The organism is Neobacillus sp. DY30 (assembly GCF_030123065.1).
GTDB lineage: Bacteria > Bacillota > Bacilli > Bacillales > Cytobacillaceae > Neobacillus.
The window spans coordinates 1,621,393-1,645,436 of sequence record NZ_CP126093.1 but is presented as its reverse complement, the minus strand read 5'-3'; the positions used below and the strand labels follow the sequence as shown (position 1 = coordinate 1,645,436).

The window sequence follows — 24,044 nt, the reverse complement described above, 5'->3', positions numbered from 1 at the left end:
AAGTCCGGCATTTTTGCCGGACTTATTTTTTATCATTTTTCTCTTGTTGCTTTTGACTATTGGCTTCCTGCATATCCGGTTTAATTTTTTCTTTATGGTTGACTTGATTTTGTTTACCTTTTCCATTGCCATCTTCATTTAATCCAGGTGGAGTCTGTTGTCCATTTCCTTGTTGTATATCTTGGTTCAAATCACCTTGTTTTATATCTTGGTTCAATTCACCTTGTTGTTGTTTATTATTAGTATTGTTATTGTCAATTTCTTGTTTCTTTTGCTGTCCCGGAGGCAAAACAGCCGATGAAGAATCTGGTGGAGTGATAACAGCAGGTTCTACTTTATCCATTTTTGTCTGCTGACTTTTTACTTTTGTTTTTTGTGCGGATTTATTCTTATTTCTATGATAGACCCCGACTGGAACACCTGAACTTTGGGCTTTTTCAACTTCTTCTTCTGTACTAGAATACATGTTGACTTCTATATAATTTTTATCCACTGTTTGTTGAATTTCCTTGATGTTTTTTTTGAGATTTGTTGTTCCAATCGCCTTTAGCCCATCCGTTTTAACAGTAGAAATTACAACTGGCTTAGCTTCCGTTATTTGACCATCATCTTTCAACTCATTTAGGATAATAGAAGTTAATTCAGAAACGTCCATCTTTCTCCAGCCTTCCAGCTGAGAAATAAACTTTTCAGCTTCCTTATCATATGCTTTTAATTCAACTACCTGCATATCCTTATTTAATCCCATTTCAATATCAGTGCCAGCAACGATAGCCATATACGCGTAAGCTTTATTATCTTGATACACTGGGATAATAGACCCTAAACTAATTATAATAACAGCCATTGTCATCCAAACTGTTTTGAAGGTAAAAAAGTTTTTAAATGATTTTGTTTTTTCTAAATAATCCGTTACAGGAAAAAAATCTATCTCTTCACCAATGGAATAATCTCTCTCCATTTTGCGGGCACGCAAAAATTCTCCATTAGAAGTTAATAATGTCAAATAAGGGTCATTAACTTCCATTACAACTCCCCTTTTCATGTTTCAAGCACCCCCTTTAAATAATCGTTTAAATATACATAATCACTAGATAATATAAGTGCAATTGCGATAATATATTTCCGGTTACGTTCAATTGTTTTTCTACTGATATTCACCATTTTTTCTAGCTGCTTTATGGGAAGACGCTTTTTCTCATATAAGGAGTCCCATAATTCTTTATTTTCAACTATTAGCTTAGCTACTTTGATTGCGTTCTCCCTTGCATCGGTATGCTTTGGTGAATTTTCAACCAAATCACTGAAGCTTAAATCAAATGATGTTAATAATGCTTGAAATTGAATAATTTCCTCTTTCCGTATTTCATCATCAGACTTTCTCTTATATTCTTCTAGTGACAACTCGTTCACAATTACCATACCGGCGGACTCTTCTTCAACTGTAGTATAAGTTAAGTCAATACTAACATGTTGGTTTCTCGTCTGCTTCCGAATATAATCAATTACCCTTCGTTTAATGATTACTTCAGCAAAACTTAGCAGGGAACTGCCCTTCTCAGCTGAATATTTTTCAATTGCTTCATTAAATGCAATAAGACCAATACTAAATTCATCGTCGGTTTCATAGATATATCGTTTACATACGGAAGATACGTTTTTTGCAATAAATGGTTTGTAATCCTCTATAATTTCATTTAGTAAAGAGCAGTCACCTTGTTGAATTAGCCGTACCGACTCTTCTAAAGTACGTTTTTTATTCTTGGTTAAAAACAATAAACCTAGCATTGCCTCACCTCTCTGTTCAACCAATTATACCATAAGAATAATAGATTGGACTTTGAAGGTTCTGACAAGATTACTTCCAATAAAGAATTACGAATCATCAACATCCTTTCTGGGGGCACAAAAAATTTTTACCGAAAAAAAACTCCAAATCTGTGTCAGATTTGAAGCTTTTTTTCCCGCAATTGTAGTATCCATTTTATCAAAAAACCAACTAATATCCCCGGAATAACAAATGACATAGGTAAGAAAACTGGACCTGGATGAACATTAAAAACCGTGACCTTAGGTGAAATCATTAATCCTACGGTTACAAAATAAGCGGAAAATACAAAAGGTAAATACGAGTATTTTTCCTCAGCCGGCATAGCTGAACGGTACCCATCCCACATTGCAAACATATAAACGCATGGATAAAACATTAGCCACTGATAATTAAGTACTAATTCAGCTTTTCTTATCTCACCTAAGAAACTGTACATAATGGCACTATTAAAATTACTGTTGACATTTATCATAAATTCAAGAATTACAAAGAAAATACCTTTGATGTACTTACCACTTAATAGCTGACTAAAACCGGGAAAGGCTATACTCCATAATACTGCTTCTAATTTGCTCATTTTTTTCATTTCTCTATCTCGTTTCTGCTGTAAGTTACTTCCAAATTAGTTTTACCAGTAAACGTTCGAATAAACGAGGTATATAAGAAATATTTTTGAACAGTAATTTTGTGTTAAACTCATAAAATAGGTATTTGATAGTTTGGATTATCCTTTTGTTTTAAGTAAAAAGCAGTCATTGCCTTTATACCGTCCCTAAAATCGGGGCATTCAATTCCAGATCCCTTTAAATCATTGGCTGCAAGTGTACAATCAAAATCACCCATCCACGTAAAATAATCCAGTGCTTCTTTTTCTACCCCCAGGTACTTTCTCAACATCTTTATAGAAAGGAACCATTTGCCAACTGTTAAAGGTAGGGTGCCAATTGGTTTCTTGTTTAGTAATTCACCCATCATAAAAGTGTATATTTCCGAAGCACGGTAGGGACGGGGATCTGTTAAATGATAGGTCTTTCCGACACCTTTTTCTAAAAAACTGAGATATGCTACGGCTTGAATGATATAATCGATTGGGACCAAATTAACATATGCCTCACCTTTTCCTAGTTTTGGGAGTATAGGAAGAAATTTTAATTTTTCCAAAAAGTTCATCATAAAGTATGGGCCATCAAATTTTATCGTTTCACCTGTTTGCGAATGACCTTTAACAATCCCGGGACGAATAATCGTAATTGGGATTTCTTCTTTTAGTTTTTCAACCAAAACCTCAGCCTCATATTTTGTTTCTTCATAATGATTTTTAAAACTTACAGGGCGAATTAGCTCAGTCTCATAAAGGGTTCCCTCACGTTTTCCCACAACATATGCTGTACTAAAATAGACGTAACGTTTTAATTGAGTCAGCGTTCGTACCCACTTATTCACATTGCTTGTGCCATTCACATTAATTCTAAAAGCAATTTCCCTTGGTACAGCCAAATCATAAATAGCTGCAAGATGATAAACATGGGTTATCCTATTGTTTAGTAATTCAAGGTTACCTTCAGAAATCAAAAGTGATGGTTGGGTGATATCGCCTTCTATCAGGATAAATGCATCTTCATTAAGACCTAATTCTTTAATAATAGCATGTCGTTCCTTCCTTGCTTTATCCATCATACTTTGAAGAACTAGTACGTAAATAGTTCCTTTCCATTCATTCCTTTTCAAAACTTCCCGAATCAACTGGTTACATATAAAACCCGGAAATCCCGTAAAAAAGTGGTTATATTCCATTTTAATCCCTCCTTAAATATGGTAAGTAGATATTTGTACTAATTGTATGTTGTTGAGAAAGTAATAGTCAATGTATTTATCTGAATTTTCTGTATCTTTATATATAAAAAAAGACGGGAAAATACCCGTCTTCTTACTCATGCTGGTCCATAGGGTTATAAAGTTTCACGTCTGGATTTTTTTCTTGGAACCAACGAAGCGCAAAATCATTTTCAAATAAGAATACGTAATGATCAAAACGATCCTTTACAAGCAGACTTCTAGAACTTGAAAGATTTTCGTCCACGATATCCCCTTCAATCCATCTTCCAATTTTAGAACCGATACGTTCCATCAGTACCTCAGCATTGTATTCATTTTTCATCCGATGCTCAAAAACCTCAAATTGTAATTGCCCCACTGCGCCCAATAAGTAATCATCTGTTTTTACTGTTTTATAGAGCTGGATTGCACCCTCTTGGACAAGTTGCTGGATTCCTTTATAAAATGATTTTTGTTTCATTACATTCTTCGCAGAAACCCTGACAAAAAGCTCCGGTGTAAATTGCGGCAGTCTTTCAAATTGAAAGTTCTCTTTCCCGGAAGTAATCGTATCACCGATTTGGTAAGTGCCTGTATCATAGAGACCAATTATGTCCCCGCTAACCGCCTCATCAACAGTATTTCTTTCCTCAGCCATAAAAGAAGTAGACTGGGAAAGTTTTATTTGTTTACCTAGGCGGGGAATATTTACAGTCATTCCTCTTTCAAATTTACCAGAACAAATTCGAACAAAAGCAATTCGGTCTCGATGGGCTGGATTCATGTTTGCTTGAATTTTAAAAACAAATCCTGAAAACTGCTCACCAAGTGGATTGATTTCTCCTATTGATGAATTTCGTGCCATTGGTGCTGGAGCAAATTGGAGATACGTTTCTAGGAAAGTTTGGACCCCGAAAGTGGTTAACGCGCTGCCAAAAAATACCGGAGTGATTTTTCCATCGGCTACTTTTTCCGCTGAGAAATCATTACCTGCTTCGTTTAACAGCATAATCTCTTCTAGTGTTTGGTCATATAGTCCAGAAGCCTTTAAAGGATGGTCTCCTTCTATTTCTCCATCATCATTCAATGGAATGAAACGATCATCTTCATTTACTCTAAATTGTTCAATTCGATTGTAATATCGATCATAAATACCTAGAAACTCTTTTCCCATCCCAATTGGCCAGTTCATAGGATATGATTCAATTCCAAGGACCTCTTCTAATTCCGCAAGCAACTCAAGAGGAGCTTTACCTTGACGATCCAGTTTATTGATAAAAGTGAAAATAGGAATTCCACGCATTCTGCAAACCTTGAAAAGTTTTAATGTTTGTTCCTCAATCCCTTTAGCAGAATCGATAATCATAACAGCACTATCAACAGCCATTAAAGTACGGTACGTATCTTCACTGAAATCCTGATGTCCAGGAGTATCCAAAATATTGACACGAAAATCATTATAATCAAATTGCATAACGCTGGACGTAACAGAGATTCCCCGTTGTTTTTCAATTTCCATCCAGTCACTGGTTGCAAACTTTCCTGTTTTTTTAGCTTTTACCGTACCAGCGTCACGAATCGCTCCGCCAAATAACAGTAATTTTTCTGTAAGTGTTGTTTTCCCGGCGTCCGGGTGAGAAATAATCGCAAAGGTTCTTCGCGATAATACTTCTTCTTTAAAATTGTTACCCATTTCAAAATCCTCTCTTTTTAGCAATCAAAAATTTTTCTCGTACCCTTAATCTTATAGTCTCGCGGTTAAATTTGCAATCCTTTAATGCATCTCCTGGAAATCCTTTTCCACCCATTTCCTCATCCACTTTTATCATTTTCCATTTATAATAGAATAAGACTCTTTTTAAGGAGATGACTATATTTGAATCAAAGTAAAAAACTAGTTTCGAAGATTATTCCGCTCATCGCAGCGTTACTATTAATACTAGGAGGGACAGTTTGGTTTGTCCTGAAAACCAATGAAAAAATTGAAATTCCATACTCCTCAGTTGAAGAGATCATACAAAGTCAAAATGGGAGACCAGTTGTGCTAACAGAACACTCTGACGGCAGCATCGAACTCAAAGTTGATGGGCTTAAATACGAATCACACGTTCCTCCGAATAGTCAAATGATCGACAAACTTATTGAAAAATATAATATTGATTATTCCTTCTCTAATAGCAGCCGTTTTGGAAAGTGGATTTTGGCTGGTGTGATATTAACACTTGTAGGAACGGCTCTTGTACTTCAAAAAACAAAAGGTGGAATTGGGATCTCGAATTCAATGAAGAACAGTGTTTCTCAAGCACGACCACTCCCATCCATTAGTTTAAGTGATGTTGGTGGAATTGGTGAAGAAATGAAGGAAGAAATTCTCCAGACACTTTCAACATTAAAAGAACCGGAAAGAGCCATTAAAATGGGGATTAAGCCGCCTAAAGGAATCCTATTTTATGGACCGCCTGGTACGGGAAAAACATTATTAGCACAGGCAATTGCCCGTGAATTAAATGCATCTTTCTTTTCCGCCAGCGGATCCGCCTTTAATGAGTTATTTGTAGGAGTTGGGGCCAGCAGGGTTCGCTCTTTATTCCAGACTGCAAGAAAACAAGGTCCTGCAGTAATCTTTATTGATGAAGTAGACGCCTTAGCTGGCAGAAGAAAAGCACATGGCGGTGAAGAAGCAGAAAAAACATTAACCGAGCTTCTCGTTCAGCTCGATGGGGGACATTCCAACGATGGAATATTGTTTATTGCCGCAACGAACAGAAAAGATATGCTTGATGAAGCTTTCCTCCGACCTGGTAGAATTGACTTCACGTTCAATGTTCCACTTCCAGATACAAAAGGAAGAAGAGAAATTATTGAAATCCATTCAAAAGGGAAAGCACTTAGTGAAGATGTCGCAGCCTCATTAGACGAGTTAGCTGAAAGTACATCTGGCTTTTCAGGAGCGGAGCTGCAATCCTTATTTGAAACAGCCAGCAGGCGGGCAGTACGTAATGGACAGGATGTCTTAACAAAAAGTGATCTTGATTATGCTCTTGATCGGACAATATTAGGAAGTACTTCACGGTCTTTACAGGATCTTGATACGAAGCGACGAGTGGCCATTCATGAAGCAGGGCATGCAATGGTGGCTTCGTTAACGAAGCCAGGGTCTGTAAGAAAAGCGACCATTATCCCACGTGGTGAGGCACTGGGATATGTGGCACCGATTCCTAAAGAGCTACATTTATCAACGACGAGTGATTTACTAGATCGCGTCGCTATGGTATTAGCCGGCGGTGTTGCCGAAAGGATGCTGCTTGGCGAACATAGCATAGGTGTCAGTGGAGATGTCCAGCAAGCAAAGCAAATTATTGAACAAATGGTAGATACAGGTATGCTTCAAGGTGGTTTTACCCTCACCTTTAACAAACAGGACAAAGAAGAAAAGATGCAAGAACTGTTTGAAAAGGCTATCGAAAGAGCGGAAAGTCTAATAAATAGTCATCAACCTCAGTATGAACAATTAGTCGATCGCTTATTAAAGAAAGAAACACTCGAAGGTTATGAGGTCGAAGAAATTGTATGGAGAAAACTTGAGGATCAGACTAATGAATTTGTTTCTGCATAAACTCCAACCGGGTGTAAAATAGCACCCGGTAATTTTTTATTTAATTTAAATTAATTTTTTAGGCAAACTATTCATATGTAATCACTTAGAGGAAGTGTATTTGTATGCTTGATTTTAAAATAGACTTTGAAGCAAAGAAACATCAAGAAAGCGCAAAAGGTTACCTCAACAATCCTAAAAAAACGGATGGCTTACTAAAAAAAGCAATCCTCAAAGCGAGAAATAATAAAGGCACTTTAGGCCACGCGTGGGAGAAGCTTCAATTGTTTTTTGATCTAGTCCAAACCTATTCAAAAGGCGAGTATCGAAACGTTGCTCCCGCTACTATCTTAACGATTATTGGAGCAATTCTTTATTTCGTTTCTCCTTTGGACGTAGTCCCTGACTTTCTTGTCGGTTTAGGAATCCTTGATGACGCCGCACTTATCAGCTTTACGCTAAAGAAATTATCGGAAGAGATCACTGAATTTAAAAAGTGGAAACAAAATGACTCATTTGCCTCACTGATAAAAAGCCCTCTTGACTAGTCAAGAGGGCCTTTTATCATCATCAAATTTTTATCTAAAGCAAGCTGCACCTACGATAATCAATAGGATAAATAAAACGACGATTAACGCAAAGCCGCCTCCAAATCCGCAGCCTCCGTAACCATAACCTCCAAAGCCACATCCACCGTATCCATAACCAAATGGCATCAGTATAACCCCCTTTTTAAATTAATAGTATCCTCGGCCCCAAGAAGCCCCGATAATAATTAACAAAATGAACAATACAACTAGTAGGGCAAAGCCTGCGCCGTACCCGCCATGTGAACCAGACATTTACATTACCTCCCTTTTTAATTCCATATATCCTATTCATAACGATAAAAATGTGCGATAGACACATATCCAAATTATCCACTTTTCAAAAAAAAGAATAAGCCCAATCTTATTGGGCTTATCAATCATTTAGGTTCCACTATAGGGAGGAGCCGGTCTACTAAGCTAGGTGACAGCGGTTGAAGTGATTTAAAACAACTGAGATCGACAACCAAGCAATTCGAAGTTGTTCTTAATGAAAAAACTTCGCATAAATCTACTGGGTAGCCATCTATATCTACAGGCTCAAGTAGCGATATTGTTGCGCAACATCTCCTAACATCTACTGCTTCTACTCTAAATACATTTGTGGTAAAAAAGTCACCATTATTTGCCCAGCCAAAGGCCTCGAATTGACAATTTCCTGTTGAAAGGATAAATGGAATTGTATCATATCCAAAATCCTCGCATACAAAACGAAAATCATCAAAGGATAACTTTTTTTGTTCTTCTAATAGTTGCTGCAGTTCTTGACATATACACACATTCTTTTGTTCTTCCCCCATAACCAAACCTCCTTTCTTATTTTTAAACAGGCTGCAGGTAAAATTGAATTTGCTGTGCGCCTTTCATGGCACATTCTCTTGCACGTTCTTTTGAATCAGCTGCAGCTAATACATATCCATACCGTTGCCCCATTGAGCGGGGCGGTGTAACAAGTTGACCATATTCAGCCTTCGTGTACACCTCTAAAACACCAGTTTGTTCTTTTGCAGACTCACAACCAGATACTTTAAGTACCTTCCCAACTGTGTGAACAATTATATAATGGGTATAAATTGCCTTATCGTGCTTTTTTCTTAAATCTGGTTCTAGCCCTAAATACACTTTAATTGTCTGTTCTGCAAGGTTATAACCAAACGCTTCTTCAATCATCCGATTCATAGCTCCCCCAGCCATCCTCGGATTGATCTCAATTAGCTTCCAGCCTTTTTTTGTTAATTTGATTTCTAAGTGGCAAGTACCATTTCTTAACTGAAAGTCCTCAATGATTGAAATAACAGTTTCTTCTAGGCCAGGGAGTTGTTCTAAGCTTAACTCAGGACTGACTGAATATCCTGTAATGATAAAACGTTCACCCTTTGTTATTTCCTGCTCTACAATTGCTGCAATAGTGATTATGGAATTAAAGACAACGACTTCAATCAAATATTGTGGTCCCTCCAAATATTCCTCTACTAATATAGGAGATTCAGAGTTTCTACGAAGAAGTTGCTTTACACCTTTTGTAAATTCCCATACATTTTCGACTAGTAATACATCCTTTGAACCATTGGATTGAGGAGATTTGATAATTAGAGGAAATTGGTCTTTTAACTCTTTCAGCTCATCATCACTTACAGCAGAACTTAGAACCTTATAAAACGGGGTATAATCCTTGTCACTTAAATACCTTCTGGTTAAAATTTTATCCGTCATAAAGTTCAACGGTTCATATGTGAGAGGGATATTGCAAAGGGTTTTAGTTAGCAGCGCAGCTAAATAAACATACTCATCTAAAAAACTTATATAACAAACAACCTTTTTTCCCTCTTCAATAAGGTCAGTGATCGCTGAAAGTATATTATCTGTTTCAGACATATTTACTAGACGTACATCATCTATTTCTTGATAATCCTCCTTTTTTTCAGTAAATATGGTGCGATTCGTTAACAAAATTGTCTCGTAGCCTAGTCTTTTTGCCGCCTTTATTCCTTCATAGCTCGATCCTGTTTTATTTGTACCTAAGAAAACAATTGAATTCATCTCTTGCACCCGCCAAAATGTCCACACCTTTTTGTGCTAGTTTTCCTGTTACAATAAAATATTCGTTTTCCATAAGTTGGTGTAGGCATGTTCATTATGTACGAACAGTTATTTGACCAATATTTTTAAAGTGTGACAGTTGCCTGTTAAAAAATTTATGGACAAGTGTTTAGAAAAGGCAATACCTTAAAGGTTTACACCAATAAGGGTATGACCGTAACATTACTAATGGCTGAAAACAGATTATTCAAGAAAAAAACCAACAAATTTTCATTGTTGGTTTTTCGTGAGCAAAAGTGGTTAATTTAAAAATAAACAAGAAAAATGATTAACGCTAACAGAATTCGATAAATAGCAAATGGTACAAGTTTTATTTTATCGATTAGTTTTAGGAAGAAGCGGATTGAAATTAAAGCAAAAACAAAGGCACTAATAAATCCTGCAATAAAAAATGGAAGTGCGTCCATTGTAATATACTCCCAATTCTTCAGTAACGAAAGAAAGCTGGCACCCGCCATAATAGGTACTGCCATAATAAACGTAAAATCAGCAGCAGCCCGGTGACTCAATCCTATTAAAACACCGCCTGAGATGGTTGAGCCTGAACGAGAAAACCCTGGCCACAATGAAAAACATTGAATTAGACCGATAGTAATGGCTTGTTTATATGTTATTTGGTCGACTGTCTCGACCCTAGGAATTTTTGGGCCAAAGCGATCTGCGATAATCATGAAGACAGCACCAATAACTAAACCAATTAAGACCGTTTCAGTTGAAAACAAATGCTCATCAATATAGTCTTCAAAAAGAACGCCAAAGATTCCAGCAGGAATTAATCCAACGATTACTTGCGTTAACTTTAAACGGCCGCCGCTGTGTCCAGATAGCTTATTTTTTATTCGTCCCATTCCTAAAAGGTCAATAAACCGGTCTTTGAAGGTTACGACAACAGCTAAAATAGAACCAAGCTGAATGACTACTTTAAATGTATTTGCACTATATTTCCCCAAAAATTCTTCAGATCGGAGCCACATATCATCCACAATGATCATATGACCCGTTGATGATACCGGGGCAAATTCAGTAAGACCTTCTACTAATCCTAAAATGATAGCTTTAATAATCAATAATAAATCCATGGTTATTTAACTACTCCTAACGTTTGTCTTATGTTTTAAATATTAAGGATATGGAATAACTTATTAATTGTACTCAATTACTATTGCCATAAGCAAATATTTTTTCACAATAAGGCAGCGAGGCTATGCAGCCTCGCTGCCTTATTGTGAAATGATGCGATTAACACGTCCATTGAATTTCTCTAACCAATAACCATTTGTCATATCAGCTATTGCCACACCTGTTGAACTTTGTGAACCTAAGAATTTCCCTCCACCTAAATAAATGCCCACATGGCCATCTTTCTTATAGGTGTCAAAAAAGACAAGGTCTCCAGGCAGCATTTCTTCCACACTGACAGGAGTTCCTGTATTTTTCAAAACTTCTGTACTTGCCCCTATCTTGATATCAACCTGATTAAATGCCCAGCTGACAAAAGCTGAACAATCAAATCTTCCATTTACAATATCATAATCATTTCGCCCGCCGCCAAATACATAAACCGAATTTCCTATATATTTTAAACCATGGGTAATTAGGTTTTTTACGGTATCGTTTGTTAACAATAACGAGTCATTCATGATTTGATTTGTATCTATTTCACTTAAATCATACATAGATGAAAGTGCATAATCCTGCTGCATTAAACCTGCCTGTTCAGAAAGTGTAACCTGCTCTTTTATCTTTGCCTCTGCTCTTAATCTTTCGTTTTGTTGCTTTTGTTCTAGAATTAGCGATTGCATTCCTTCTAATTCCACTTTCAAACTCTGAAGCTCTACTAATTTATCTTTTACTTGGGCTTGCTTTGTTTCTATCTCCTCTTTATCAGCTTCGTGTTGTTTAATAATATTTTGGTCTGCCTCGACAAATGAGGCTACGGCTCCCACTCGATCCACAAAGTCCTTAAAACTTGAGGAACCTAGCAGAACATCAAGATAGTTTACTTGGCCTCCATTTTCTTGAAATGTAAGTGCACGCTTTTTTAAGATTTCATTACGCTTGCCTACTTTTTCATTTAGCATGACAATTTCTTCTTCTAGTCTCTGTATCTCTAATTGAGAATCGCTAATTTTTTTCTCCGTTTCAAGAATTATTAGATTATTATCATTTATCGCTTGCTCTATTCGCCTGATTTGTTCATTAATTTTTTCAATTTCATCTTTTACTTGGTTAAGCTCCACATTTCCTTTTAAAATTTCTAATTGAATTTTTGAACGCTGCTCGTCAATTATTTGCTTGTTATTAATTTCTTCTGCTTCTACTTGAAGTAATACAGTTGGGCTTCCGAACGTGATTATTGTACAAAATGCCATAATCTTCTTTTTCAATTTATTCCCCTGCTTCCCTCAATCTCCAATAGACACCGTTTTTGGTCTTTCTATGTAATTGGCAATTTAGCAGTTAAGCAAATTACCATAGGTAATCCTTTATACCCATTTTTATCCTATTCAATTGCATGTAGAAGTATAGCATCAAATGGTGTCAATTCAATAATAGTAATATTAAGTTTATATTTCAATATTTAATGTTCATTGATTAACATGAAAAAGCAGGCCAATCAGAGGGAGAATTGGTCTGCTAATGTTTTTCTATTATTACTGTACTTTTAAAAGCTCTTTGACACTATTTTTTCCTCGATTTACAATTTCATGATGTGTATTTCTAGCCAATTTAACATACTCGTTTGTAACTTGCTGCCAAGCATTACGGCGTTCGCGGCCATAAGCAATATTAGCTTCTGTGCTCTTTTCGAAATTATCCTCTAATTGGTCAATAATATGGAAAACAGATTTGATGGGAGTAAGCGCAAGGTTTTCCAATTGTTGAGATACCTCTTTAAGCTGCTCTTTTAGCTCCTCCCTTTCATTCATCATTTCTGCTTCGATTCTTTGTTCGTCTTTCATAAGTTGTTCTCTGCGAGTATTCATTTGCTGCATGAAACCAAAAACAACTTCTTTGTTAGTTTTTTTAGTCTGTTCGAAAAGATTAGCTATAGATTTCCTATATTGTTTGTTAAACTTGATGACTTCTCTAAGTGCATTAACATAAGCATCTTCACGGTTTTCCCGTAGCTGTCTAGCCCGCTCAAGTGATTGCTCATACTGATTCCAGAATGTATTTACAAATAAACCTTCACTTTTAAGTTCTTCTGCTGCTGAAATCATCTTTTCTTCAATAGCTTGAATATTTTCACTCTTTTTCTGTGCCATCGTCCTTCCTCCTCTTTTTACTGTTTACTTTCTCTATCGGATCCCTCTTTGAAAATGAAGGAATATAGAGCTCAAGGAAACTTGAATACATTTTGAAGAATTGGTCTAGCATCGATTGGTACGATTCTAGTTGATGGGCATAGCCTTTTAAGTATGTAATACCAGCTGTGGTAATGGAATATCTTCTTTTGGCAGGACCGCTGCCATTTGTATCCCATTCGGACGATACTAGTTCTTCCTTTTCGAGCTGTCTTAACAGTCTGTAGAGATTACCCTGGTCAATCGTTTTAAAACCAAAAGCTTGTAATTTCTGGCTTAGCTCATATCCGTGAAGAGACATCCTGCTAAGAAGTAATAGAATAAATGGCAGAACAAAATTTTTTGAAGGATTGACAGACTGATTGTCTTGATTTACCATTTCTATATCACCTCACCTATATGTATTTTACACCTATCAGTAATATTTTGTCAACTTGACAAATACATGTTATTATATGGTGTAACATCACGTTTACAATTTTCGTAACTTAGAAATAAAGTAATTAATAAATTGAAGGTGGTGTCAATTTGAAACAATCAAAAGTGAGTATGTTGGGGATGCCCTATCTACATTTTGGTAATGGCAATCCATTAGTTTTGATTCATGGATTAGGCGAAGTGAAGGAAGGATGGCAGTCCCAATTTGAATTAGCTGATCAGTGTGAATTAATTATTCCTGATTTACGTGGACATGGTCAATGTACCAAAACGGAAGGAATAACCATTCCAAATTTCGCTTCAGATATTATTGCATTATTAAACGAGTTAAAAATTGAAAACGCTCACATTCTAGGCTTGTCAATGGGCGGGGCAGTTGCCCAAGAAATATACCGTCAAGCCCCCCATCTAGTTCGTTCTCTCATGTTGATAAGTACATTCCACTTTTTCCCTAAAATCATTAGAACACCGTTATTCGAATTTAAGAAGCTCAGGCTGAGTGTCGCAGCAACAGATGACGCCATAAAAGAAACAGCTGCACATATGAGCCTATATTCCTGGTCAGAGGAAAATCTCAATCATTTTAAACGTTATTTTCAGCCGAAGCGCGACATCTTTTTAAAATCTTTAAATGCTTGTTTCCAAGTTAATAATATTTCTTTGTTACCAACGATTAAAGTACCAACGCTTATTATCGGTTGTCAGTATGACTCCGTCTTACCTGTATGGATTCAATACTGTATGCATAAGATGATTCCTCATTCAAATTTTATAATTTTAAGAAACTCGGGACATTTAGCAAAATTAGAAGCAACATCACGGTTTAATCTTCTTATTAGGAAATTCTTAAACCGTATAGCGGGAGGATAGGAATCCTTCCCGCTATAACATATATTGGCTTAAACAGTTGTAATTAAATCCTTTTCTATCCTCTTTCCTTTCGCGCTTTCTTTTCCCACAAGCCCCTTTAAGGAAGCTATTTCATTTTTTATTTCCACTAATTGACTTAATCCAAGTTTAACTTCCTGTAAATCAGAGAGAATGGTTTTCTGCTCATCAAGGTGCTTCATTTTATTTTGTGATTCTTTTATATCCTCAAGTTCCTCCCTTATATCCCGAAGATTGACTTGGATAATTTTTATGTCAACAAGGGCTTTCCGTAACTCATCGAAATCATCTTTCATTTTTTTCAATTCGGTTACTTCGTGGACAGTATTTTTAAACTCAAGCTGCATTTGTTTAACCATCTTAACCATTTCTTGAAATAATTCTAGGTTCTCTTTATTTAATGAGCCAATATTTTCCTGGAACTTCCAAATAAGTTCTTCTAAATTATCGATTTTTCCTTCTGATTGAATGGATAGGTTTGCAACATTTGCAATATCCCTTTTGGTTGGAATATTCATTATACCAGTCCATATTTCGCTAAATTGTTTAAAGCCTTCGAATGGATCATAGATTTTTTCTTTTGCCATTTTTCATCATCCTCAAAGTTATGATTTTGTGACCTCTTCTGCTTTCTCAAGATATTTATTTAAAGGGAACATGACCGATTTAAATGGATTCGTAAAAAGATTAACAAACCCTTTTTGGCTCTCATAAATTAAGCTTGCTGCTTGTTTTAATGTTTTAATATAAAGTTTCCTTCCATTCTTCCGAACAGCAATATATTGTTCAATCATGTCAAAGTATTGAACCATTGTTTCATTATTTAAAGCCATTTGCAGCGGGGTACTTAAAACGGAAGCCGTTCTTTTTTGAATTTGATCAATTTGCTCATTAATCTCCTCATACGATTTTTTAGGGAAAATATGCTGAATGACCGTCGTAGACATTAAAATTTCCTCTCTCGCAGTTCTCTCCCAATTTTGAAATTCTTTTTTGAACTGTTCCCTGACAGAATTAATATTTTCTTGATTTCGTTTAAGGCATTCTGCAAAATACTTAGCCTCCTTCAAAAACACATCATCACGAAAATCAGCGTGCTTAGCCCACTGATCTAACTCACTAAATGCTTGCTTCCAAAAAATGTCCAAGCTTGAAAACTGTTCTTGTTCCTTTGTTTCTATACCTTCATTTGTTACTGCCTCATTACCATTATTTTCACCTGTATTATTTTCAACAGTATTTCGTTTTCTTTTAGTCGTCTTTTGTGACTCCTCTTTTTTTTCAGTCATTTCAATCATTACTCCTTTTCTTCTTTTTGTCGGTTGAAACTATGTTATTTATTAAGAAAGATTTCTTGATAAGTTCTTGGAAGGATTCTCGATGTGTTCTAAGAAGTATATAAATAGAGGATTTCTTATGAATGAACCTTTTGATTTTCATCCTGCCGCAGCATTCTTCTTAACAGCTTTCCAACAGATGATTTAGGAAGTTCAGATAGAATTTCAATTTCTTTCGGCACTTTAAATGGAGCTAAAAATTGCATGGAGTATTCTATTAATTCCTGTGGTGTAATAGCTGCACCACTTTTTAATTTTACATAAGCCTTTACTGTTTCTCCTCTATAAGAATCATGTTTTCCAACGACTATTACTTCCTCGACCGCTTCATGCTGATAAATAATTTCCTCGATTTCGCGAGGGTACACATTGTATCCGCTTGCAATAATCATGTCTTTTTTCCGGTCTAAGATAAAAAAATAACCATCCTCATCCATCTTGGCGATATCTCCAGTAAAGAGCCATCCGTTTTTTATGACCATTTGTGTTTCACTTGGACGCTTCCAGTAGCCCTTCATAACCTGAGGACCGCGAAGTATTAATTCACCTGCTTCACCAACCGGAACATTTACATATCCATCTTCTGTCTCCTTCACGATTCTTGCTTCAGTACCTGGTAAAGGAATGCCTACACTGCCTAATTTACGTGGAAGAAATGGTGGTGTAGAAATAGCGGACGGAGCTGTTTCTGACAGTCCATAGCCATCAGCAAGTCTTATACCTACACGTTTTTCTAAAATCTTTACTTGTTCAACTGGCAGTGGAGCACCGCCGCTGCTAAGATAATATATGTCTTTAATTGAGCTATCTTCTAAGAGGGGGTGACTATTTAGTGCAAATATCATAGTAGGAACCGCGGTCAGCTGGAATGGCTTTTCCCGATTGATTAACTCAAGTAGTTCATTCACATCGAAACGAGGGAGAATCAATTGATTACACCCAATTCGGATACCTGAAAGTGCGTTGCATGACAAACCATAGACATGAAACATTGGAAGGACGCTGATAATCTTAAAATTTTCTGGTTTCTCATCAACTGCATTATAAGTAAAATCACAGACTTGTATAATATTAGCCAGCAAGTTCTGGTGGGTAAGCATAACACCTTTAGAAACACCTGTGGTTCCACCTGTATATTGCAAAATAGCGACATCTTCTTCGATGTTAATCGGGATTTCAGGAATTACGTTATCATGAGTAAGAAAGTCATCAAAGTAAATATCACCTTCTGCAAGATTAATCCTGCTTCCACCAAATCCTACGACTATAATTTTTTTCAATGAAGTTCTTAGTTGAACTTCTTTTACTCTTTGATAGAATGCTTCAAAAACTACCATATAGCCAGCTTCAGAATCATTTAGGGCATATTCAATTTCCCTTTCTACGTACATGGGGTTTACTTGAACCGCAATACCTCCCAACCTGAATACTGCAAATAAACTGAAGATATAATGCGGGCAGTTAGGCAGCATTATCCCCATCCTATCTCCCTTTTGAAATCCAATTCGGTACAGGGACACAGCCAGGAAGTCTGAAATTGCTCTTGTTTCTTTGTAACTCCAAGCTCGTTTATAAAAAGTAAGAGCTGGTTTGTCACCATGGATGATTGCCGCCTGCTTCAAAAGATCGTATAAAGAATCGTAGTCTACTGAAACATCCTTACTAATCCTTGGATCGTAAAACTTTAACCATGGCTTTTGCGAATAAACCATACAATCTCCTCCATTTCCTATCAAGTTTTCATCCACTTAAATTATTGGTTTAAAAGAGTTTTTTGTAAACGTTGCCAAATCGACAATATTCCACATTTTTTCAATTTATTACTAATAGTTACAGTGTCTAAACCTTGATAGTGGTAGGATATCTTGAGAAGATTGAGGGTTTTTGTCGAAAGTCTCATTCTTGTTCACATAAAATTCGAAATCTACTAAGCTTTGTACGCCTGTCGATAAATATTCGCCAGCTCTGTTACAAGCGGCTGTTTTGGATTTGCAATCGTATCCTGATCGTCGAAGGCATGTTCCGCAAGGATATTTATTTTTTTTTCCAATTCTTTCTCACTAATCCCTATTTCTTCAATGCTAATCGGCAATTCCAATTCCTTCATTAAACCTCTAATTGCGTATATTAAACTCTCAACACCAGCTTCAGTTGTGTCTGCAGCTAAACCTAACATTCTGGCAATCTCTGCATAACGCTGGTCAGCAATAAAGTGTTCATATTTAGGGTATGTCATGAATTTATTTGGCTTCGCTGCATTGTAACGAATGACATGAGGTAATAAAATGGCATTGGCACGACCATGAGGAATGTTGAATTCAGCACCTAGTGCATGTGCCAAGCTATGATTAATTCCCAAAAATGAGTTAGCAAAAGCCATTCCTGCAATTGTTGAGGCATTATGCATTTTTTCCCTTGCCAGTTCATCATTACCGTCTCGGTAAACCCTTGGTAAATATGCAAAGACTAACTGGATTGCTTTCAATGCTAACCCATCGGTAAAATCATTGGCTAACACGGAAACATATGCTTCTATGGCATGTGTTAAAACATCCATCCCAGTATCTGCGGTTACATGTTTTGGGACGGTCATGACAAACTGTGGATCAACAATTGCTAAATCTGGTGTTAATTGAAAATCAGCCAACGGATATTTAATATTTGACTTTTTATCTGAAATCACTGAAAAGGAAGTGACTTCAGAACCTGTTCCAGATGTGGTCGGAATGGCAACAAAGATTGCTTTGCCACGAAGCGCAGGAAATTTAACCACTCTTTTACTAGGATCAAAGAATTTTTGCTTTAAGCTATTAAAATCTGCTTCTGGATGTTCATAGAAAAGCCACATTGCTTTTGCTGCATCCATTACGGAGCCGCCTCCTAGTGCAATGAGACAATCAGGCTGGAATTTCTGCATCCTTTCAGCACCATTCTTAACACTTTCAATATCTGGCTCTGCTTCAATATCATATAAAACTTCATATTGAATATTACTTGGATGTTTTTTTAATTGATAAAGCACTTTTTCAATCGAGCCATTATTCATTTGACTTTTACTTGTTACAATAAACACTTTTGAGATACCGGGAATGCCAGCAAGCACCTGAATCGAATTCCTTTCAAAAAATACTTGTGATGGAATTTTAAACCACTGTGTCATATTTCTCCTTTTTGCAACCTTCTTAATATTAATTAAATTTGCTGCTCCTACGTTTTGAGACACAGAGTTTCCTCCATATGTACCGCACCCAATCGTTAAGGACGGTAATGATGTGTTATAGATATCACCAATCGCACCATGGGTTGACGGTGTGTTAACAATTATTCTTCCTGCCTTCATACGAAGGGCAAAGGTATCAATCACATTCTGATTGGCTGAATGAATGGCCGCAGAGTGTCCCAGCCCACCGTATTCAAGTGTTTCCTCAGCAATAATTAGCCCTTCTGCAAAACTATTTACCTTATAGCATGCTAGAATAGGACTCAATTTTTCACAAGATAGAGGAAATTTTGGACCAACACCTTTTAATTCAGCAATTAATATTTTCGTATTCGCAGGGACATTAAAACCTGCCATCTTTGCATTCATATAGGCAGGCAATCCGACAATCATCGGATTTAATGAAGAACTTTTTCCATCTATTACTGCTTTTTCAAGCAATTGTTTTTCTTCATTATTTAAGAAATAACAATGATTTTCGATCATTTCCCTTTTTACTTCTTCATAGACCTCATGGTCGATGATAAGTGCCTGTTCAGAAGCACAAATCATTCCGTTGTCAAAAGTTTTTGATAAAATAATGTCGTTTACAGCACGTTTAATATTGGCAGTCTTCTCAATATAACAAGGAACATTGCCCGCCCCAACACCAAGCGCAGGTTTTCCTGAGCTATAAGCTGCTTTAACTAAACTTGGCCCCCCTGTAGCTAAAATCAGAGCAATCTTTGGATGCTTCATTAATAGTTGAAAAGCTTCATGAGAAGGAATATCAATCCATTGTATACAATTCTCAGGTGCACCAGCCTTAATAGCAGCTTCCCTAAGAATTTTTGCACTTTCGACACAGCACCTCTGGGCATATTTTGGAAAGGCAAAGATAATTGGGTTCCTTGTTTTTAGTGATATTAATGATTTAAAAATCACAGTTGATGTTGGATTCGTTATAGGTATAACTCCAGCTATGACTCCCACTGGCTCGGCGATCTCTACCATGCCTTCATTCACGTTTTCACTAATTACTCCAACTGTTTTTAAATCTCGTATATTGTTGTAGATAAACTCGGTCGCAAACATATTTTTGAAAACTTTGTCTTCATAAACTCCCCTTCTTGTTTCTTCCACTGCCAGTTTTGCCAAGTCTTTATGATGATTCAGTGCTTTATAAGCCATTTGCTTAACGATTTCGTCCACCATTTCTTGATTGTAACAGCGAAATTCTGCTAATGCCTTAGAAGCATTTTTAGCCAAAATATCGATCATTGCCATTACATTTTGTTTTTCTTGTACAACTTTTTCTTCCACCGCCATATCGATCCCTCCAAATCAATCTTTTCAAGCAGGATTGTCTTTTCTTTTTTAATTCAGCCATTAATTCTTTTATCTTTTCTGGCTAAAATATATCATGTTGAACGATGCGGAATTTGTCGAATTACGCCAAAAAACGAATGAATATTCATTCATTTTTTAATATTTCACAGAATGTTCAAACCTCCTTTCACCCCAAAAAACAAAAAAGGCTCCTCACCAGGATGGGAGAGGAGCTTTTAGACATATCAACCAGTATTACGTAACCCTGCTGAGATTCCACTAATCGTTAGTAGTACCTCAGTTAATAATTCTTCAGATGGTTCATTTTGACTTCTTAATTCCTTAATTAATTCTACTTGTAAGAAGTTTAATGGATCGACATATGGATTCCGACGGTAGACTGAGTCTTTAATGTTTGGGGTATGATCAAGTAATTCTTTATCCCCTGTAATTTTGAGAAGAATTGCTTTTGTTCTTTCATATTCTTCAAGAATATTAGTGAATATCCGCTCAGCAATTTTTTGATCTTCAACTAATAATAAATATTCTTTGGCTGTTGTGATATCTGCTTTCATCAAAGCCATTTGAAGATTATCAATTGTGGATCGGAAAAATGGCCAATTTTCGTACATTTTCTGTAATTGTTGTAAATTTTGTTCACCTTTTAATGCATAACTCTCTAATCCAGTTCCTGCAGCATACCAAGCTGGTAGGAGCTGCCTGCTTTGTGTCCAGGCAAACACCCATGGAATAGCTCTTAAATCTTCGAAACGACCGCGATTTTTTCTGCTCATCGGTCTTGAACCGATGTTTAAGTCACCAAGTTCCCTTAATGGTGTTGCTTCATTAAAGTAGGTTAAAAAGTCTGCGTCTCCAAAGACAAGCGATTGATATTTTTTAAGTGCTGCGTCTGAAATCTCTTCAATGGCAGATTCCCAACATTCATCTCTCAAATCCCCAGGTTCTGCCTCTTTAGAAACATGAGCTGTTGCGAGCAATAGTGTTGAAGTGGCTTGTTCTAAACTTCTATAAGCAATGTCTTCAAGCAAATAGCGGGAAGATAGGACTTCACCCTGCTCAGTAATTTTCACTCCATCACCAATCGTTTCGGCAGGCTGTGAAAGCAGGCTTTTGTTTAACGGGCCGCCTCCTCGCCCAAGCGATCCGCCTCGGCCATGGAAAAACTTTAATCCAATATGATATTTGTTTGCCATTTCATGAATTTCAAGCTGAGCTTTATAGAGCTTCCAGTTAGCTGTTAAAGTACCGCCGTCTTTACTGCCGTCTGAATATCCGAGCATGATCTCCTGCTGGTCATTCATTACTTTTAAGTGATTGCGATAGACAGGCATTTGGAACAATGTTTCCATAATTTTAGGACCTGCAGTTAAATCATCTATCGTTTCTAGCAGCGGGGCAACATTTAATTGGCTTTCAACTGTCCCATCTGTATGGAGTCTATAAATTCCAGCTTCTTTTGCCAGAACCAGCACTTCAAGTAAGTCACTCGCTGATCTTGTCATACTTACAAGGTAAACAGATATTGAACGTTTTCCATATTCTTTATGGGCATTTTTAATCATCTGAAACACCTGTATCATTTGCTGTGTTTCCGGTGTATAATCTTCGTTTAATAATAGAAGCGGTCGAGGGTCCATTAGAATATTTTCGAGAATTTTTACTTTTTCATCCTCTGAAAGCTGAGCATAATTATCGGTAATTTGCACTTTTCGTAAAATCTCTGAAATAGCTGCCTCATGCTCGCCACTATGATTACGAATGTCAAGTGTGGCTAAATGGAAACCGAAGAGTTGTACTTGACGGATTAGCTTTTGGATTGTTTTTAATTCATGTGCTACAGGATGATGGTTATTTAAACTTCTTTTCACTACATATAAATCTTCTAGTAATTCTTCAGAAGAATGATAACCTAAATCTGATTTACCCACTTGTTTCAATCGTTCGATAATAATAGCAAATTTTCGGCGGTATACTTCCCCTTCAACAGGCCATTTCTTATCATCAGTAAGATACTTGTCCTCTTCCACCTCTAAGGATTGGACTAATTCATCACTGACTTCTACTCGGGTAGTGGAATGGCTATAACGTTTCATAAGATCAACTAAGACATTTTTGTATTTCTTTAAGACAAGCTTTCGCTGCTTATGTAACGTCTCCCATGTAACCTCCGGAGTTACGTTTGGGTTGCCATCCCGGTCTCCACCTATCCATGAACCGAATCTAAGGAAATTCGGGACATCCCATTTTGTATCGGAGTAGTTCTTTTCTAAGCAAAGCTCTACTTCACGATGGATTTCTGGAAGGACTTCAAATAGTGTCTGATCAAAATAATACAGCCCGTTCCTTACTTCATCCAGTACCGTTGGCTTATTGTGGCGCAGTTCATCTGTCTGCCAGAGAATTGCTACTTCATTAAACAGACTCTCTTCAAGCTTGCTGCGCTCTCTTTTTGTTATTAAAGGGTAGTCCAGTTTCTTCAAGATTACCGCGATACGCTGTTGTATTTCTAATATTGAACGCTTCGCTGCCTCTGTCGGATGTGCTGTAATGACCAGCTCAAGAGATAATTTGTTTAATACCTCTTGAATCATTTCTTCATTTATATTATTTTCCTTTAAAGAGAGAATCGCACTTTCAATCGAATCCGGCTGAACAATTGAATCATCCTCTAGTTGATATTGTCGTCTCCTGCGAATACGGTGATTTTGTTCAGCTATATTTATCAAGTGAAAATACATTGAGAATGCACGAATTACCTGCTTTCTCATTGGGCTGCTAAGGTTTGTAATTTCTTCCTTTAATTCGGAATAGATTTCGTTATCAAAATGAGTTCTAAGTGTTTTACACATCAGTCTAATTTTTTCAACTTTATCGAATAGCTCATTCCCGCCATGGCTGACTAGGATCTCTCCAAGAATTTGACCTAGTAATTTTACATCGCGGCGAAGTGGAAGACTGCTATCATTCACCTTTAAATCTGTACTCATGCTTTCACCCTCCCTGTACTAGTAAATTTACTAAATTTTTTATTTATTAATATAACATAACTTTGTGCCTCATGTTAAAAAATTTTTTAATTATTAAAAAAAACAATCCGAATGGATCATCGGATTGCTGGACTTTACCTTTATTTTTGGTTAAATTCTTCCAACTTAGAGGAAATGGCTGCTGCCGCTTCTTCCGATGATTTCGGAATCGCATTTTTAAAAAGTGAATTTGCCAGAGAACCTAATGCACCACTTGCATTTATTTCGAGGAACCCAGTCAACAATGTTTTATTCTGATTCACTGCATGTGCTTCAAAATAACCTTCACCAATATATTTTTCATTGGTACGTCTTAACTCAAAGCTTACCCTATTTGGCTCATTCCATTCTTTAATATCAATAACTAAACTTACCTTTTTTTTCATTATGCCAAGGTCACTTTTAAATTCCCATGTTATTATATTGTCAGTAATTTGCTCATGTTTAATATATCCTGGCACAAGTGGTGCCCAATTGTTCGCATCCCTTATGAAATCCCAAATCACATTTATCGGGATAGCTAATTCTATTTGTTGCTTTTCGCTAGGCATTTGATATCCCTCTTTCATT

The 24,044-nt window shown here is 36.6% G+C and carries 22 protein-coding genes; 3 read left to right on the top strand and 19 right to left on the bottom strand.

Features of this window, described 5'->3' with window-relative positions; all coding sequences use genetic code 11:
- Positions 1-22 precede the first annotated feature (22 nt).
- The 5 genes from QNH29_RS08075 to QNH29_RS08055 all read right to left on the bottom strand — a co-directional run bounded on the left by QNH29_RS08075 (position 23) and on the right by QNH29_RS08055 (position 5,339).
- A complete protein-coding gene (locus tag QNH29_RS08075) occupies positions 23-1,027 on the bottom strand; it encodes an anti-sigma factor domain-containing protein (RefSeq protein WP_283864302.1) in 1,005 nt (334 codons plus the stop codon).
- 14 nt (positions 1,028-1,041) lie between these two features.
- Positions 1,042-1,788: an RNA polymerase sigma factor SigI gene (sigI, locus tag QNH29_RS08070; protein WP_283864301.1), complete on the bottom strand. Its 747-nt coding sequence runs from the start codon at positions 1,786-1,788 to the stop codon at positions 1,042-1,044.
- A gap of 155 nt (positions 1,789-1,943) precedes the next feature.
- On the bottom strand, positions 1,944-2,417 hold the full coding sequence (locus QNH29_RS08065) for a hypothetical protein (RefSeq protein ID WP_283864300.1): 474 nt from the start codon (positions 2,415-2,417) through the stop codon (positions 1,944-1,946).
- A gap of 110 nt (positions 2,418-2,527) precedes the next feature.
- Entirely contained in the window at positions 2,528-3,625 is a 1,098-nt protein-coding gene (locus QNH29_RS08060; RefSeq protein ID WP_283864299.1) for an SDR family oxidoreductase, read from the bottom strand.
- A gap of 133 nt (positions 3,626-3,758) precedes the next feature.
- Positions 3,759-5,339: a peptide chain release factor 3 gene (locus QNH29_RS08055; RefSeq protein WP_283864298.1), complete on the bottom strand. Its 1,581-nt coding sequence runs from the start codon at positions 5,337-5,339 to the stop codon at positions 3,759-3,761.
- A 183-nt stretch (positions 5,340-5,522) separates the two neighbouring features.
- Here QNH29_RS08055 and QNH29_RS08050 point away from each other — a divergent pair, with 183 nt between their 5' ends.
- Both QNH29_RS08050 and QNH29_RS08045 read left to right on the top strand, forming a co-directional pair.
- Positions 5,523-7,262, top strand: coding sequence for an AAA family ATPase (locus QNH29_RS08050; protein WP_283864297.1), 1,740 nt, complete (start codon positions 5,523-5,525; stop codon positions 7,260-7,262).
- A gap of 104 nt (positions 7,263-7,366) precedes the next feature.
- Positions 7,367-7,789, top strand: coding sequence for a YkvA family protein (locus QNH29_RS08045; RefSeq protein ID WP_283864296.1), 423 nt, complete (start codon positions 7,367-7,369; stop codon positions 7,787-7,789).
- 30 nt (positions 7,790-7,819) lie between these two features.
- Here QNH29_RS08045 and QNH29_RS08040 read toward each other — a convergent pair whose 3' ends face one another.
- The 8 genes from QNH29_RS08040 to phaQ all read right to left on the bottom strand — a co-directional run bounded on the left by QNH29_RS08040 (position 7,820) and on the right by phaQ (position 13,615).
- Positions 7,820-7,957 (bottom strand): YjcZ family sporulation protein, encoded by a 138-nt coding sequence (locus QNH29_RS08040; RefSeq protein ID WP_283864295.1) that lies wholly within the window; start codon positions 7,955-7,957, stop codon positions 7,820-7,822.
- Between the two features lie 21 nt (positions 7,958-7,978).
- Positions 7,979-8,083, bottom strand: a complete 105-nt coding sequence (locus QNH29_RS08035) for a YjcZ family sporulation protein (protein WP_283864294.1) — start codon at positions 8,081-8,083, stop codon at positions 7,979-7,981.
- A gap of 125 nt (positions 8,084-8,208) precedes the next feature.
- Positions 8,209-8,628, bottom strand: coding sequence for a CotY/CotZ family spore coat protein (locus QNH29_RS08030; protein ID WP_283864293.1), 420 nt, complete (start codon positions 8,626-8,628; stop codon positions 8,209-8,211).
- A gap of 22 nt (positions 8,629-8,650) precedes the next feature.
- Positions 8,651-9,868 carry an ATP-grasp domain-containing protein gene (locus QNH29_RS08025; protein WP_283864292.1) on the bottom strand — a complete coding sequence of 406 codons (1,218 nt, stop codon included), beginning with the start codon at positions 9,866-9,868 and terminating at the stop codon, positions 8,651-8,653.
- Positions 9,869-10,173: 305 nt separating this feature from the next.
- Entirely contained in the window at positions 10,174-11,007 is an 834-nt protein-coding gene (locus QNH29_RS08020) for an undecaprenyl-diphosphate phosphatase (RefSeq protein WP_283864291.1), read from the bottom strand.
- A 141-nt stretch (positions 11,008-11,148) separates the two neighbouring features.
- Complete coding sequence (locus tag QNH29_RS08015) at positions 11,149-12,315, bottom strand: C40 family peptidase (protein WP_283864290.1); 1,167 nt, start codon at positions 12,313-12,315, stop codon at positions 11,149-11,151.
- Positions 12,316-12,582: 267 nt separating this feature from the next.
- Positions 12,583-13,197: a hypothetical protein gene (locus QNH29_RS08010; protein WP_283864289.1), complete on the bottom strand. Its 615-nt coding sequence runs from the start codon at positions 13,195-13,197 to the stop codon at positions 12,583-12,585.
- Positions 13,178-13,615 carry a poly-beta-hydroxybutyrate-responsive repressor gene (gene phaQ, locus QNH29_RS08005; RefSeq protein ID WP_283864288.1) on the bottom strand — a complete coding sequence of 146 codons (438 nt, stop codon included), beginning with the start codon at positions 13,613-13,615 and terminating at the stop codon, positions 13,178-13,180. The genes QNH29_RS08010 and phaQ overlap by 20 nt, the downstream gene beginning before the upstream one ends.
- Positions 13,616-13,764: 149 nt before the next feature.
- On the opposite strand from phaQ, the gene QNH29_RS08000 reads away from it, so the two are divergent.
- Positions 13,765-14,544: an alpha/beta fold hydrolase gene (locus QNH29_RS08000; RefSeq protein ID WP_283864287.1), complete on the top strand. Its 780-nt coding sequence runs from the start codon at positions 13,765-13,767 to the stop codon at positions 14,542-14,544.
- Positions 14,545-14,573: 29 nt separating this feature from the next.
- Here QNH29_RS08000 and QNH29_RS07995 read toward each other — a convergent pair whose 3' ends face one another.
- The 6 genes from QNH29_RS07995 to QNH29_RS07970 all read right to left on the bottom strand — a co-directional run bounded on the left by QNH29_RS07995 (position 14,574) and on the right by QNH29_RS07970 (position 24,025).
- Positions 14,574-15,149 (bottom strand): hypothetical protein, encoded by a 576-nt coding sequence (locus QNH29_RS07995; protein WP_283864286.1) that lies wholly within the window; start codon positions 15,147-15,149, stop codon positions 14,574-14,576.
- An 18-nt stretch (positions 15,150-15,167) separates the two neighbouring features.
- Positions 15,168-15,851: a hypothetical protein gene (locus QNH29_RS07990; protein ID WP_283864285.1), complete on the bottom strand. Its 684-nt coding sequence runs from the start codon at positions 15,849-15,851 to the stop codon at positions 15,168-15,170.
- Between the two features lie 125 nt (positions 15,852-15,976).
- On the bottom strand, positions 15,977-17,611 hold the full coding sequence (locus QNH29_RS07985) for a long-chain-fatty-acid--CoA ligase (RefSeq protein WP_283864284.1): 1,635 nt from the start codon (positions 17,609-17,611) through the stop codon (positions 15,977-15,979).
- A 215-nt stretch (positions 17,612-17,826) separates the two neighbouring features.
- Positions 17,827-20,427 (bottom strand): bifunctional acetaldehyde-CoA/alcohol dehydrogenase, encoded by a 2,601-nt coding sequence (gene adhE, locus QNH29_RS07980; protein ID WP_283864283.1) that lies wholly within the window; start codon positions 20,425-20,427, stop codon positions 17,827-17,829.
- A gap of 245 nt (positions 20,428-20,672) precedes the next feature.
- A complete protein-coding gene (gene ppc, locus QNH29_RS07975) occupies positions 20,673-23,435 on the bottom strand; it encodes a phosphoenolpyruvate carboxylase (RefSeq protein WP_283864282.1) in 2,763 nt (920 codons plus the stop codon).
- A gap of 140 nt (positions 23,436-23,575) precedes the next feature.
- The gene (locus QNH29_RS07970) at positions 23,576-24,025 is read right to left on the bottom strand and encodes an SRPBCC family protein (protein ID WP_283864281.1); all 450 of its coding nucleotides are present in this window, start codon (positions 24,023-24,025) and stop codon (positions 23,576-23,578) included.
- Positions 24,026-24,044 lie beyond the last annotated feature (19 nt).